The 14,738-nt window shown below is 33.1% G+C and carries 16 protein-coding genes and 1 tRNA gene; 10 read left to right on the forward strand and 7 right to left on the reverse strand.

Going from position 1 to position 14,738, the window contains the following annotated elements; all coding sequences use genetic code 11:
- Positions 1–8 precede the first annotated feature (8 nt).
- A complete protein-coding gene (locus tag CXF59_RS12635; protein ID WP_101138108.1) occupies positions 9–500 on the reverse strand; it encodes a peptidase in 492 nt (163 codons plus the stop codon).
- Positions 501–712: 212 nt separating this feature from the next.
- On the opposite strand from CXF59_RS12635, the gene CXF59_RS12640 reads away from it, so the two are divergent.
- Entirely contained in the window at positions 713–895 is a 183-nt protein-coding gene (locus tag CXF59_RS12640) for a twin-arginine translocase TatA/TatE family subunit (RefSeq protein WP_101138109.1), read from the forward strand.
- A 51-nt stretch (positions 896–946) separates the two neighbouring features.
- On the opposite strand, the gene CXF59_RS12645 is transcribed toward CXF59_RS12640, so the two are convergent.
- Positions 947–3,070 (reverse strand): Tex family protein, encoded by a 2,124-nt coding sequence (locus CXF59_RS12645; RefSeq protein WP_101138110.1) that lies wholly within the window; start codon positions 3,068–3,070, stop codon positions 947–949.
- A 117-nt stretch (positions 3,071–3,187) separates the two neighbouring features.
- On the opposite strand from CXF59_RS12645, the gene CXF59_RS12650 reads away from it, so the two are divergent.
- A complete protein-coding gene (locus tag CXF59_RS12650; protein ID WP_101138111.1) occupies positions 3,188–3,466 on the forward strand; it encodes a DUF1294 domain-containing protein in 279 nt (92 codons plus the stop codon).
- 7 nt (positions 3,467–3,473) lie between these two features.
- Here the strand turns inward: CXF59_RS12650 and rpiB are convergent, their stop codons facing one another.
- Together rpiB and CXF59_RS12660 are read right to left on the reverse strand one after the other, a co-directional pair.
- Positions 3,474–3,905, reverse strand: coding sequence for a ribose 5-phosphate isomerase B (rpiB, locus tag CXF59_RS12655; protein ID WP_101138112.1), 432 nt, complete (start codon positions 3,903–3,905; stop codon positions 3,474–3,476).
- Between the two features lie 694 nt (positions 3,906–4,599).
- Positions 4,600–4,839: a DUF2007 domain-containing protein gene (locus CXF59_RS12660; RefSeq protein ID WP_101138113.1), complete on the reverse strand. Its 240-nt coding sequence runs from the start codon at positions 4,837–4,839 to the stop codon at positions 4,600–4,602.
- 118 nt (positions 4,840–4,957) lie between these two features.
- On the opposite strand from CXF59_RS12660, the gene rnr reads away from it, so the two are divergent.
- From rnr to CXF59_RS12675, 3 genes are read left to right on the forward strand one after another with little or no spacing between them, the layout of a single operon-like run.
- Complete coding sequence (gene rnr / locus CXF59_RS12665) at positions 4,958–7,150, forward strand: ribonuclease R (protein WP_101138114.1); 2,193 nt, start codon at positions 4,958–4,960, stop codon at positions 7,148–7,150.
- Positions 7,151–7,155: 5 nt separating this feature from the next.
- Positions 7,156–7,821, forward strand: a complete 666-nt coding sequence (locus CXF59_RS12670; protein WP_101138115.1) for a head GIN domain-containing protein — start codon at positions 7,156–7,158, stop codon at positions 7,819–7,821.
- Between the two features lie 22 nt (positions 7,822–7,843).
- Positions 7,844–8,521, forward strand: coding sequence for a LysE family translocator (locus CXF59_RS12675; protein WP_101138116.1), 678 nt, complete (start codon positions 7,844–7,846; stop codon positions 8,519–8,521).
- Between the two features lie 393 nt (positions 8,522–8,914).
- On the opposite strand, the gene CXF59_RS15015 is transcribed toward CXF59_RS12675, so the two are convergent.
- A tRNA-Cys gene (locus tag CXF59_RS15015) sits at positions 8,915–8,985 on the reverse strand.
- A 127-nt stretch (positions 8,986–9,112) separates the two neighbouring features.
- On the reverse strand, positions 9,113–9,472 hold the full coding sequence (gene folB, locus CXF59_RS12685) for a dihydroneopterin aldolase (protein ID WP_101138118.1): 360 nt from the start codon (positions 9,470–9,472) through the stop codon (positions 9,113–9,115).
- 147 nt (positions 9,473–9,619) lie between these two features.
- On the opposite strand from folB, the gene CXF59_RS12690 reads away from it, so the two are divergent.
- The 4 genes from CXF59_RS12690 (at position 9,620) to CXF59_RS12705 (ending at position 13,005) form a co-directional block, all read left to right on the forward strand.
- Entirely contained in the window at positions 9,620–11,722 is a 2,103-nt protein-coding gene (locus tag CXF59_RS12690; RefSeq protein WP_101138119.1) for a glutamine--tRNA ligase/YqeY domain fusion protein, read from the forward strand.
- 305 nt (positions 11,723–12,027) lie between these two features.
- Positions 12,028–12,357, forward strand: a complete 330-nt coding sequence (locus tag CXF59_RS12695) for a YtxH domain-containing protein (RefSeq protein WP_101138120.1) — start codon at positions 12,028–12,030, stop codon at positions 12,355–12,357.
- Between the two features lie 39 nt (positions 12,358–12,396).
- The gene (locus tag CXF59_RS12700; protein WP_101138121.1) at positions 12,397–12,747 is read left to right on the forward strand and encodes a phage holin family protein; all 351 of its coding nucleotides are present in this window, start codon (positions 12,397–12,399) and stop codon (positions 12,745–12,747) included.
- A 3-nt stretch (positions 12,748–12,750) separates the two neighbouring features.
- A complete protein-coding gene (locus CXF59_RS12705; protein ID WP_101138122.1) occupies positions 12,751–13,005 on the forward strand; it encodes a DUF6327 family protein in 255 nt (84 codons plus the stop codon).
- A gap of 30 nt (positions 13,006–13,035) precedes the next feature.
- Here CXF59_RS12705 and CXF59_RS12710 read toward each other — a convergent pair whose 3' ends face one another.
- Positions 13,036–14,019, reverse strand: a complete 984-nt coding sequence (locus tag CXF59_RS12710; RefSeq protein WP_101138123.1) for an SPFH domain-containing protein — start codon at positions 14,017–14,019, stop codon at positions 13,036–13,038.
- A gap of 77 nt (positions 14,020–14,096) precedes the next feature.
- Here CXF59_RS12710 and CXF59_RS12715 point away from each other — a divergent pair, with 77 nt between their 5' ends.
- A complete protein-coding gene (locus CXF59_RS12715; RefSeq protein WP_101138124.1) occupies positions 14,097–14,738 on the forward strand; it encodes an outer membrane beta-barrel protein in 642 nt (213 codons plus the stop codon).

Consider the following 14,738-nt stretch of genomic DNA (forward strand, 5'->3'; position numbering starts at 1 on the left):
ACTGTTATTTATTTCGATTTTTTAGAAAGAGGTTCTTTTTCTTCTTTTGCTACTTCTTTTCTTAATTCCAATTCTTCTTCTGATGCCGATAATTTTACTTGTGGCACCACTTCTTCACTGGATGAAAGTATGGAATCTTTGTTAAATTTTGCGTATTCTAACTCTCCGTTAAGCACTTTTTGAATGGATTGAATATAGACCTCGTTTTTCTTTAATGCAATGGTTAATGAATCTGATTTTAAGGCCAATTCAGTCGCATCTCTTTTTAATTTAGAAGAAGAATACCCTGGAATAAATTCTCTTAGAGGGGTAAAAGCGATTATAAAAGTAGTGACTGAAATCAAAAAAATGGCCCCAATTGTCGCCACAACAAAAACATTCATTAAGGTTAATTTTAAAGAAAATTTTTCTTCAAAAGTATCCTCATTTAAAATAACGAGACGGTTTTTAGTGAATAATTTACGGTGCAGTTTTTTTCTTTTCAATCTTTTTTCTGACATACTTTTTCTTTATGTTACAAATATAATAATTAATGTCAACGAAAGTGCTTTGCCCACTTAGTTCGGCATAATTCCTGTCAACGATTTTATTTTAATACATTTTTAACGTTAACTGAATTAAATAATAGTTAAATTGAAATCTTATTAAGTTATTCTATTTACCTTTGTCGCAAGATTTATTACAAATTTGCTTCGGCATAAACTATTCAATCATGGGAAGATTTGGTGTTACAGAAATCCTTGTTATATTAGCAGTTGTTTTATTACTTTTTGGAGGTAAAAAAATTCCAGAATTAATGAAAGGATTAGGAAGCGGAATTAAAGAGTTTAAAAACGCCGCTAAAGAAGAGTCTTCTACTGACAAGAAAGACGAAACTGAAAACGAAAAAAAATAAAAAAAGTCCCGATCTCGTTCTAAAAAACGATTCGGGACTTTTTTTATGCTTTTATAATATCATCGTCAACTGAATTCTTTTTCTGTCTTCATCTACTTCAACGACTTTGACTTCTACGTGCTGGTGTAATTTCACCACTTCATTGACATCGCTCACAAAACCTGCTTTGAGCTGCGAGATGTGAACCAAACCGCTTTCTTTCACTCCAATATCGACAAAACATCCAAAATTAGTGATGTTATTCACAATTCCCGGTAATATCATGCCTGATTTCACATCTTTAATCGATTTTACATTTGGATCAAACTCAAATACTTTGGCTGATTTTCTAGGGTCCAGTCCTGGTTTTTCGAGTTCTTTTATAATGTCTTTCAATCCTAATAAACCAATCTCTGGAGTGATGTAATTTTCCGGTTTTATTAAGGCTGTTTTCTCTTTGTTAGCAATCAAATCATTTACGGTCAATTTCAAATCTTTCGCCATTTTTTCCACAATTCCATAGGCTTCCGGATGTACCGCAGAGTTGTCCAAAGGGTTTTTGGCATTCGAAATACGGATAAATGCAACCCCTTGCTGATAAGCTTTTTCGCCCAAACGAGGTACTTTTTTCAGTTGTTTTCTGTTTTCAAAAGGACCATTTTCGGAGCGGTAATTCACAATGTTTTCAGCAAGCTTCTCTCCTATTCCACTGACATAACTCAATAAATGCTTACTCGCTGTATTAATATTAATTCCAACAGAATTCACACAACGAATTACTGTACTATCTAATTCTTCTTTCAGTTTAGTTTGATCTACATCATGTTGATATTGGCCTACGCCAATGGCTTTTGGGTCAATTTTAACCAATTCAGCCAAAGGATCTGATAATCGTCTCCCGATAGAAACCGAACCACGAACGGTCACATCATAATTAGGGAACTCCTCACGTGCAATTTTAGATGCTGAATAAACAGAAGCACCTGCTTCTGAAACTATAAATACCTGCACCGGTTTATCAAACGCAATTTTCTTAATAAAAAACTCCGTTTCGCGGGAAGCCGTTCCGTTTCCTATCGAAATAGCATCAATTTTATACGAGTTCACCATCGAACGAATTTTTTTCATGGCCATCACTTCCTCTTTTTGGGGTGCATGCGGATAAATGGTTTCATTATACAATAAATCCCCTTTTTCATCCAAACAGACAATTTTACAACCCGAACGAAATCCTGGGTCAATGGCCAAAATCCTTTTTTCACCTAATGGCGGCGCTAATAGCAATTGTCCTAAATTATTAGCAAAAACCTGGATGGAATTTGCATCTGCTTTGGCTTTGGCTTCCTGTAAAGTTTCATTTGAAATAGCCGGATTCAACAATCTTTTGAAACTGTCTTCAATAGCAAGTTGTACGTGTGGCGTAGTTTTGTTTTGACTTTTTAAAATCAACGCATCTATTATATCATAAGCGGCATCAACATCAACCTCCACTTTAAGTTTTACAAAACCTTCATTAACAGCACGCAACATTGCTAATAACCGATGCGATGGCACTTTACTCAATGGTTCTGACCAATCAAAATACTGTTCGAATTTTTGTGCTTTTTCTTCTTCTTTTTGCTTTTTTACTACCTTGGTACTAATAGTAGCTGTTCGCTGATACAAGCGTCTTAGCTGTTTACGAACATAAATATTTTCATTTATCCATTCAGCAATAATGTCTCTTGCCCCTTGCAAAGCGGCATCCTCATTAATGACATTGTTGTTCAAATATTGTGTAGCAATAAAATCAACATCATCATTATTTTGCGCCCTGATGATTTTAGCCAGTGGTTCTAATCCATGTTCACGGGCAACGTCTGCTTTTGTTGTTTTTTTCTTTTTATAAGGGAGATAGAAATCTTCAAGCTCCTGTATATCGAAACTTTGTTGGATTTTTTTCTCTAAATCAGGACTCAGTGCATTTTGTTCTTGAATCGATTTAATAATAGATTCTTTTCTCTTTATAATGACTTCATATTCTTTTTGAAGCTTCCCAATTTGCTCTATAACCACTTCATCCAGATTTCCCGTTTTGTCTTTACGATAACGGGCTATAAAAGGAATCGTACAGTCTTCCTGCAATAACTGTACTGTATTCTGAATATTAATTACTGCTGTTGTGACAGCTTTGGCTATAAATTGTATATTGGTCATTCTAGTATTGGATAATTTTAAAATGTGATAAAAATAAAAATGTGTAATTATAAACTATAAATTGGTCTAATTATTTTATTGCTAAAATAATAGCTTTGAACTTAAATTGATATCAATATGATTTACTTATATGCTTTTATTATACTAAATCTTCTTGCTTTCCTAATTACGGCCTATGATAAACGACTGGCAATTGCCAATAAAAAAAGGATTTCAGAAGAAACCCTTTTAACATTTGCCGCTATTGGCGGTACAATTGGTTCGGCTTTAGCCATGTATCTACTTAGACATAAAACTTCAAAAAAATATTATCTTTTTAAGTTCTACAGAATTGTAATCCTACAAACCATAGTAGCCGTGGGATTATTTTATTTTTATGACAAATTGTTTTTGTAAAAAATACTTACTGACAGGTAATTTTATTCACTCTGTTTTGGTGTCTTCCCCCGTCAAATTCCGTATTTATAAAAGTCTCTACCATTTCTACCGCTTGTGGAATAGAAGTATAACGAGCTGGAATACTAATGATATTCGCATCATTGTGTTGGCGCGCTAAAGCTGCTATCTCTTTCATCCAACATAGAGCAGCACGTACTTTGTGGTGTTTGTTTGCGGTCATTGCGATTCCGTTACCACTTCCGCAGATAACAATTCCAAAATCAACTTTTCCTTCAGCTACATCTGTTGCAACAGGATGTCCAAAATCAGGATAGTCTACACTATCTGTTGAATCCGTTCCATAATTAGTTACTTCGTATCCTTTTGCTTTAAGCATATCAACGATAGCCTTTTTATATTCTGGACCGGCATGGTCATTTCCAATAGCTATTTTCATTTTATTTCTATTAAGTTGTGTCTTGCAAATCTACCAAAACAATTTTGTAATATTAAAGTATAGAATTCTTTATTTGCTAAAAAAATACCACCGGAGTAAGCACCTCATTCTACTGGACCGTAACAAGCACATTACTATATTTTTAGCAGTTATCAACAATTCTTATTAATTCATAAAACATTGATAATCAATAAATAATATAAATATAAAATGTTAAAAAATTGCATTGTTAATAGAGAAACGCAATTGCTTGATATTCAGTTAACTTTAAATTAACATTGATTGTTGATAACTTCAGATAGAATATTAGAACTATTTTTCTCTAGTATTAAAAAAATAAGTAATCCAAAACCCATATAAGAAATCCAAATTTACTTTGGTGATTTTTTAGAATAGTTATCATTATTAAAAAGTAGTTTATTAACAAAATTTAAATAAATACTTATTTACAAAATCAAATACTTTTAGTTTATCAACCGTTGTTAATTAAAATCTAAAAACTCTTTAAAACTAGATATTTAAGAACATATAGCATTGTTAACAACTCCCAATAAAATAATACAACTTGGTTCCAATACTTTTTTTTAAATATTTATTGCGACTATTAACACCCTATAATACCCATTAATAAATAATTTAAATTTAATTTTTCTTTTTATTGTATTATATATATGTTGACAACTTTAGAAAAAAGTCAAACAATTTTTAAATTGTTATCGTAACGCATTTCCTGTAAAATTGTTTTTACACTTTCAAAATCATTGGGATGAATTTTAAGTTTAATTCCTCCAAGTGCAGTTGAGTACATAGGAACAATAGATGACATTAATTCATTTTGAAAATAATACTGTAAACCTTCCTGATCTAATCGATGTTTTAGAATTTCTATTTCATGGATATAATCAAAAATGGCTATGGTGATAAATGCTTCCATTTTTATTGTTTTAATAAAGATACAACTATTCTTTAAAGTTATATTTTATTTAAAACTGCCTTCTATTTTCTTTCATTTGCTAACTATTTTGTAATTTTCGACTTTTAAGAACAGATTTATGAGTAAAAGAATAAGAAAGCCGGTAAAGAAAGAGAAAGATTTCTCTGAACAAATTATAAAAATATTATCGCAAAGTGCTAATAAAGCATTTAATTTTAAACAAATAGGGGCAAAGCTGGAGCTGGATGATACGCAAAGCAGGAACCAAATTATAAAGGATTTAAAGATACTGGCAAGCCAAAATAAAATTATTGAAGCGGAGCCTGGAAAATATTTAATCAAAGCGGAAAGCAAAGAGTATTACGAGGGCAAGATTGACATGACGGGTAGAAAAACTGCCTATTTTGTCTGTGCTGAATTAGAGGAGGATGTTTTTATTCCGACAAATAATTTGAATCATGCCTTAGATAAAGATATTGTCAAAGTTTATGTTTACAACCGAAGAAAAGGGAAAAGACCCGAAGGTGAGGTTATTGAAGTGATTGAAAGACATAAAACTGACTTTGTAGGGGTAATTGATATTCAAAAGAATTTTTCTTTTGTTTCTACAGCCAATCCAAAAATGTATACGGATATTTTTATTCCAAAAGATAGAATAGGCGAGGCAGAGCAAGGTGATGTAGTATTGGTCCATATCGAAGACTGGCCTGCAAGAGCGGATAGTCCTTTTGGAAAAGTTATAAAAGTATTGGGTAAACCAGGAGAACACGATACCGAAATACACGCTATTTTAGCTGAGTACGGTCTACCGGCTGAATTTCCGATTGAAGTGGAAACTTTTGCTCAAAAAATTGATACTTCAATAGAGGAAAGTGAAATTGCCAAACGTCGCGATATGCGCGATACTTTGACTTTCACTATTGATCCAAAAGATGCCAAAGATTTTGATGATGCTTTATCATTTAAAAAATTGGAAAATGGAAATTATGAAATAGGTATTCATATTGCCGATGTTTCGTATTATTTAGAAGAAGGAAGTATTCTCGATGACGAAGCGTATCAAAGAGCTACCTCTGTTTATTTAGTGGACAGAGTAGTACCTATGTTGCCGGAAGTGTTATCTAATTTTGCTTGTTCGTTGCGTCCAAATGAAGAAAAATATACTTTTTCGGCTATTTTTGAAATAACAGATAAATGTGAGGTGGTTGATCAATGGTTTGGAAGAACAGTTATTTATTCTGACCAACGTTTTGCTTACGAAGAAGCGCAATATATCATAGAAACAAAAGACAATACTATGCCGGAAGAAATTTCCATAATCGGAAGTTCTTATGTTGTATCTGATGAGATTGTTGCCGCTACTTTAAAAATGGATCAGTTAGCTAAGATTTTCCGAAGAAACAGAATGAATGACGGAGCGATTTCTTTTGACAAAGTAGAAGTTAAATTTAATTTAAATCAAGAAGGGGAACCGGAAGGCGTTTATTTTAAAGTTTCAAAAGATGCCAATCACATGATTGAGGAATTTATGCTTTTGGCTAATAAAAAGGTAGCTGAATTTATTGGTAAACAAAAGAAAACATTTATTTATAGAATTCACGATGAGCCTAATGCCGATAAGTTAGTCGCATTACAAACGGTTATCGCAAAATTTGGTTATAAAATTGATTTAAGAAGTAAAGATGATATTTCGAAATCATTGAATAGTTTATTGAGTGAAGTTGTCGGAAAAAAAGAACAAAACTTAGTGGATACTTTGACCATCAGAACGATGAGTAAGGCGAAATATTCCACTGATAATATAGGACATTACGGACTAGCATTTGATTATTATTCCCATTTTACGTCACCGATACGTCGTTATCCTGATGTAATGGTCCATCGCTTATTGCAACATTATCTCGATGGTGGAAAATCAGCGGATGAAGAAACATATGAAGCTAAATGTTTGCATTCTTCTACGATGGAAGGTTTAGCGACTAGTGCGGAAAGAGATTCTATTAAATATATGCAAGTGAAATACATGCAGGATCATAAAGATCAAGAATTTTTGGGTGTAATTTCGGGTGTTACCGAATGGGGAATTTTTGTCGAAATTATCGAAAACAAATGTGAAGGAATGTGTCGAATTAGAGATATAAAAGACGATTATTACACTTTTGATAATGAGCAGTATGCACTTGTGGGAGCAACTTCTCAAAAATTACTGCAATTAGGGGATGAAATTTACGTTAAGGTCAAGAATGCTGATCTGGTTAAAAAACAACTGGATTTTAATTTTTTAAGACGTATTGAAGAACCATTAAAATAAAAAAAATGAAAAAGGTATTGTTGGTACTGTTGGCTCTTGTTACTCAAATAACATTTGCACAAGTAACCAAAGATTTAGGAGAATTTAGTGATATTAAGGTATATGACAGATTGACTGTTAATTTAATTTCATCCACTGACAATAAAATAGTCATTACCGGTAACCGGGAAGGCGAAGTGGAAGTAGTAAATAACAACGGTGAATTAAAATTAAGAATGCCTTTCCCTAAATTATTATCAGGGGAAGATATTGCAATTAAATTATATTTTAAAAATATAGAATCTATTTCAGCCAGTGAAGGTTCTTATGTTTCTAGCGATGCTAATTTTAAGCAAACCATCATGGATTTAGACGCTCGGGAAGGAGCAGAGATCAAGATTGATGTGGATGTAGAAAAAGTAAATGTAAAAGCGGTAACTGGAGGAATAATTGAATTGTCTGGTAAGGCGACAAACCAGGATGTAAAACTTATGACCGGCGGGATTTTGAAATCAAAGGAATTACAGACCTCACAAACTACTATAAACGTGTCTGCAGGAGGAAATGCCGAAATATATGCTACAACCCTTGTGGATGCAAAAATTAGAGCAGGAGGCTTTATTTACATTTATGGAAGTCCAAAACAGATCAATAAAGAAACATTGTTTGGAGGAAGTATCATAGAAAAATAATAATTTATAGTTACAAATTTTAATGGTAAACGATATTTTATCCGGAATTCCTTGGGGAATTTTCTTAAGTTTTATGATCGGTCCTGTATTTTTTATTTTACTTGAAACAAGTATCTTAAAGGGATTTAGGGCCGCAATAGTTTTTGATTTAGGTGTTATTCTGGGAGATATTGTATTTATCGGTATCGCATACCTCGGTAGTTATAGATTAATTCAATCTTTAAAAGATAAACCGGCTCTATTTATTTTTGGAGGTATACTTATGCTGGCATATGGAATAATTTCTTTTATCAGTTTACGAAAAGAAAAGAAGGTTGACACAAAAGAAATTGATAAAGAAATTATAAAAAAGAATTATCTCAGTCTTTTTATTAAAGGTTTCTTTTTAAATATCATTAATATTGGAGTTCTTGGTTTTTGGTTGGCAATCATTATCTCCATAGGTCCAAAATTGGATATGCAAACTTCTAGAATGGTGACTTTTTTTAGCGCAGTAATCATCACATATTTATTGACGGATTGTGTTAAAATATTATTAGCTAAACAGTTAAAAACAAAAATGACTCCTACTAATATATTTAAAATCAAAAAAGGAATCAGTATTGTTTTAATGGTTTTTGGCATGATTTTAATAACACAAGGTTGGTTTCCAAAAGAAAAAGAAATGGTTAAAAATGCATTTCAAAAAATAGAAAAGTAATTTAATTTTTAGTTCATGTTATAAGCAAACCTCTCTTGTCGAGAGGTTTTTTTATTTCTATTTTCTTTAGTAAAAGGGTATTAATCTAGAGAAATGATACGTTTTAGTGTAGTTGAAGTATATTCTTTGTATTGTCATTGCAATGAAAGAGTTATGGTAGCAAAGGTTTTTTCTATATTATTTGCATATTTATTTTGTAAAAATGCTAAGGGAGTTTTCTTCTTCGTCGTCACGGTAAGTTTGAGAGTGTGGTACATTAAAAAATGTCCAAATTGCTTTGTGCCGAGACTATGGTATAGTTATATCCTGCGTACCGAAGTGATCGGAGAAGCGCATTATATAGTGCTTAAAATTAAACATAAAAAAACCTCCAAATTGCTTTGGAGGTTTTAGAGGCATCGTGCGGATTCGAACCGCAGTAGGAGCTTTTGCAGAGCCCAGCCTAGCCACTCGGCCACGACGCCATATATTGAATGGATGGCAAAAGTACTTAAAAAGTTTAGAGTTTAAAAGTTTAAACCTCAAAAGTTTTTAAAAATTATGATTTTATGACTTTAAAATGCTTTTACATTTGCGTTAGCTGCAAGTGGTTTAACTTCTGTATTCCTCTAATTCGACAGTAACCGCTTCAACATCACCACCAATAGGAGGGTTTAATTTTGACACTCCCAAAAGTATTCTGGAAACTTCAGGAATTTCACTAAATACCCGTGTAATAATCCTTTGTGCTACATGTTCTAGTAAATCGGAGCGAATTTGCATTTCTTCCACCACAATTTTATTCAATAGCACATAGTCTACAGTATCATTCAAATCATCTGACAGGCAGGATTTTCGTAAGTCGGTTTTTATTTCCAGATCGATCGAATAATCGGAACCAATTTTTCCTTCTTCGATCAGGCAACCGTGATAGGAGTAAGTTTGTATATTTTTTAATTTAATAGTCCCCATTTTGAGTATCGTCTTTAAGTAGATTGTTTATTTATTTTATAAAAGTACAAAATATTTGAATTTTATCCACTTAAAAACAAATAACCAAATCCCGCAATCGCTATTTAACCAACAATTTTAATAACTTTGCTTTTTTAATACAATTTTATGTCGACAGAAGAAAAATCACTTCATTTTATAGAACAGATTATAGAAGAAAATTTAGTAAATGGTTTTCCAAAGGATAAACTTCGTTTTCGTTTTCCTCCGGAACCAAATGGCTATTTACATATTGGTCACGCTAAGTCGATATGTCTGAATTTTGGCTTGGGACTAAAGTACAATGCCCCAGTTAATCTGCGTTTTGACGATACGAATCCCGCTAAAGAAGAGCAGGAATATGTGGATGCTATAAAAGAAGATTTAGTATGGTTGGGATTTAATTGGACTGAAGAACGTTACTCTTCTGATTATTTTCAACAACTGTATGATTGGGCGGTGGAAATGATAAAAAAAAACAAGGCTTATGTAGACAGTCAGTCTTCTGAGGATATGGCAATTCAAAAAGGAACACCTACTCAGCCTGGAGTAGACGGGCCTTATAGAAATCGGTCTGTTGCCGAGAATTTAACTTTGTTTGAAGCAATGAAAAATGGAGATTGTCCAGAAGGAAGCCATGTTTTAAGAGCTAAAATAGATATGTCTTCTGCAAACATGTTGATGCGGGATCCTTTAATGTACCGTGTTTTACACCGTCATCATCATAGAACGGGAAACGAATGGAAGATATATCCGATGTATGATTTTGCTCATGGCGAAAGTGATTATATCGAGGAAATTTCGCATTCTATTTGTACGCTGGAATTTGTAATGCACCGGGAGTTATACAATTGGTTTTTGGACCAAATCTATGATGAAAATAAAGTAAGACCCCATCAGTACGAATTTGCGCGTTTGAATCTTAATTACACCGTAATGAGCAAGCGAAAGTTATTGCAACTGGTGCAGGAAAACATTGTTAATGGATGGGATGATCCAAGAATGCCTACTATTTCGGGATTAAGAAGAAGAGGGTATACGGCTGCGTCCATCCGTAAGTTTTGTGATATCATTGGTGTTGCAAAACGAGAAAATGTGATTGACGTGTCGCTTTTAGAGTTTTGTCTTCGTGAAGACTTAAATAAAATAGCTCCAAGAGTAATGGCTGTACTAGATCCGGTAAAATTGATTATTACCAATTATCCGGAAGATAAAGTAGAATCATTAGATGCAGAAAATAACCAGGAAGATGATAGTGCAGGTTTTAGAAAACTACCTTTTTCTCGGGAACTATACATAGAAAGAGAAGATTTTCTTGAAGTGGCACTAGCCAAATTTTTCCGTTTAAGTATCGGAAATGAAGTGCGTCTTAAGAATGCGTATATCATCAAAGGGGAAGCTGTTGTAAAAGACAGTGAAGGTACTATTACCGAAATCCATGTGACTTATGATGAAGAGAGCCGAAGTGGAAGTGGGAGTGAAGCTTCACAACGAAAAGTAGCGGGAACTTTGCATTGGGTTTCCATTAAACATGCCATTGAAGCGGAAGTTCGTTTGTACGATCGTTTGTTTATCGATGAAGCACCGGACAGCCATAAGGAAAAAACCTTTTTAGAATTCAAAAATTCTAACTCTCTTGAAATCGTGAAAGGTTTTGTGGAGCCAAGTTTAGTTTCTAGTACTGTTGGGGACAATTTTCAATTCCAACGTTTGGGTTATTTCAATACAGACAAAGACAGCAGGGAAGGAAAACTTGTTTTTAATAAAACAGTTGGACTTAAAGACGCTTGGGAAGAAAAAGGGAAGAAAGAAGGAAACCTATTGATGAATACCCAAAAGGAAATTAACAAATATGTAAAAGAAAAAGATGCTTTGAATGCAGATTTAATGTTGGAAAACATCGTTGCTAACATACAGAGCATAGATAATTTTAGTTTAATCAATCAAACAGTTGTCAAAAACGTTAAAAATGACAACAATGCTTTATTGTTTGCTAATTTAATCTTAATGCATTCTGATAAAGTGCAGTCAAAGGATATTGAAAAGGAGGTATTGATAAAATTATATTCCATGTCGTCAAAAAGTCAATTGGCCGCCGTTAGAATTTTAGCGATTGAGAATGTGAAGGCAGACGCCGATAATTTTGATGAATTTAAAAAGCAACTTGCTGAATTAAAAAACACGGAGAAGAATGAAAAAGTGTTGGATTTATTAAACGGCCTAAAATTGTAAATTCATTTTTTGATAATAGATTGTAATAATAGTAAAAACGTCTGAAGCAGGCGTTTTTTTTTGTATTGTAAAATACTATTTTACTTTGGATATTGATAAATAAAAGCAATCAAAAACGACTTTCGTAGCGGTGTTTTAAACCACTTTTTTGGTTTCAGTATGATATTAGGTGTTTGCATGGCATTTATACCCAGAAATTCCTTATTTTAAGGATGACCTTTGTTGTAAGTACTTTAACGGCTTGTTAACAAGAAGCTGTTAGTAATTTTTGTATTTTTAAGTATTATTAACTAAAATTATATATCATGTCTAACAATGCGGGGAATACATTAATTGCGCTAATTGCTGGTGCGGCTATCGGAGCTGGAGTAGGAATTTTATTTGCTCCTGCAAAAGGAGATAAAACCAGAGGCAAAATCAAAGATGGTTATAAAGAGGCAAAAAAGGATTTAGATCTTAAATACCAAGGTCTGTCAGAAGATATGAAAACCAAATTGAAAAGCGCTAAATTAGATCTTGACTCGACTTACGAAGATTTACTTGCTAATATGAGCGATAAAACAGAAGAAGTTATTTCTTTTTTGGAAATAAAATTGGCTGATCTGAAAGAACAGAATGCAAAGCTTAAGAAATAAAACCCGTAAATTATCATAATTAAACCAATATATATATATATGGCATTTGAAGAAATCAAAGAGAACGTAGAGGATATGCAAGATCAGGCTCAAGCCTATATTGAAAATAATCTTGCTTATTATAAATTGCGAGCTTTCAAAATGGCGATGAAATCGACGACGACGATTTTAAAGTTTTCTTTGATATTATTGGGTTTTAGCATGGTTTTATTATTTTGTTCTTTTGCGCTCGCATATGCCATTGGAGATTATTTGGATAGCTATCCTTTAGGGTTTTTAGTCGTTGGAGGATTTTACCTCGTTGCTTCGGGACTTTTATTTTTGGTAAGAGATAAGGTAGTGGAAGGACCTCTATTAGAGAAATTTTCACAAATATTTTTTAACGATTAAACTATGGAAACTAAAAAATATTCATCATACGCTCAAATCGATAGGGAACTGGAGATTTTAAAAATTGAAAAAGAAATTAGCTATCAAAAAATTGTTTTAGGTTACAATAGGACGAGGGAAAGCATAACACCGCATCATTTGCTAAATAATTTCTTAGGATCCTTTAAAACAGTCTTTAGTGGCTCTTTGGGAAATATATTAAACGTTGTTGTTCCATTTGTAATCAATTGGATAATAAATAAAAAAAGAGGCCGCTAGGCCTCTTTTTTGTCATATGAACATAGTGTATTATTCTTCTGTTTCTGGAGTGTCTTCCTCTTTTTCTTCTATGGGAAGAATCTTTTGAGCTTTTGCTTTTTCTTTTCGATTGCCTTTTTTCATGGATTCACCTACCATGTTGCTTGCGGTGAAACTGGCAACCATATTATTTAACATGTCGCTACCTGCTTGTGGTGAATTGGGTAATAAGATCAAGTTAGAATTAGTATCCGCACCAATAGCTTGTAAGGTATCATAATGTTGCGTAACCACAATTAATGCGGAAGCTTCCTGAGAGTTAATACCAACTCTATTCAGTACATCCACACTTTCTACTAATCCTCTGGCAATCTCTCTTCTTTGATCTGCAATACCTTGTCCTTGTAAGCGTTTGCTTTCTGCTTCTGCCTTTGCTTTTGCCACAATTCTGATTCTGGATGCTTCCGCTTCAAATTCCGCTACAGTTTTCTCTCTATCAGCAGCATTAATTCTATTCATGGCGTTTTTTACTTGAATATCAGGATCGATGTCAGTGACCAATGTATTGATAATTGTATAACCATAAGTAGTCATCGCTTCATTCAATTCGCTTTTTACGGCGATGGCGATATCATCTTTTCTTTCAAAAACATCATCCAACTTTAATTTAGGAACCTCTGCACGAACCACATCAAATACGTAAGAAGTAATTTGGTCATGCGCATATTCTAATTTGTAAAAGGCATCATAAACTGTTTCCTTGATAACCATAAACTGTACGGAAACTTTAAGTTTCACAAAAACATTATCTTTTGTTTTGGTTTCGATAATTACATCTAATTGTTGGATTTTAAGATTTACTCGTCCTGCAACTCTATCAATTAGTGGAATTTTTAGGTGGAGTCCAGATTGTCGGACGCTATGAAATCTACCGAATCGTTCAATGATAACAGAGGTTTGTTGCTTCACCGTAAAAAAAGAAGACATGAGAATAAAGAGTCCAATAACAAGAAGGACAATTAAGATAATGTTCATAAGATTTATAATTTAGATTAAAAATAACTGTTAAATTACAAAAAATCTTTAGGTTTGTGAATGTTTAATTCAAGAATATGAAAAAGCTATATTTTACATCAGTACTGATTTTGGTTGCATGTACCGTTTTTGCACAGTACGGTTACAGGGATTCCAATAGGATAGGGGTCACATTCGGGGCAAACCAACTTAATTTGAATACTGATAATTTTCAAACAACACCAGATCTTGGTTGGAACGCGGGCTTATCTGTGAGAGGAAATTTCTATGAGAACTGGGACATGGTTTACGCACTGCAGTTCAGCGAAAATAATTTCTCGGTTGCCACCAGAAAATTAAATATTCAAAATGTAGATGTCAATTATAAACTTGCTTCGGCGCAGATATCACTACAGTTAAGTTATGTTTTGGTCGAAAATCATTTGAGTTTGGAGTTTGGACCAATTGTTCAGGTGAACGGGAAGTTTAAAATTGATTTTGAAGAAGAAAACAATGCGATTAACGGTACCACTTTGTTAGCAAAGGACATCATTGATATTTCTAAATTTAACTTTTATCCAACCGTTGGAATTACGGCCGGGGTGCGTCATTTTAGAATTAATCTTTCGTATCAGTACGGAATCAATAACATTCTTGAAAATCTAAATAGTAAAGGGTTTGGAGTTGATTTTAAAGGAAACCCTGGAATACTCAATGGAAATATAATTCTATATTTCTAA

This window comes from Flavobacterium sp. ALD4, from assembly GCF_002836475.1.
GTDB lineage: Bacteria > Bacteroidota > Bacteroidia > Flavobacteriales > Flavobacteriaceae > Flavobacterium.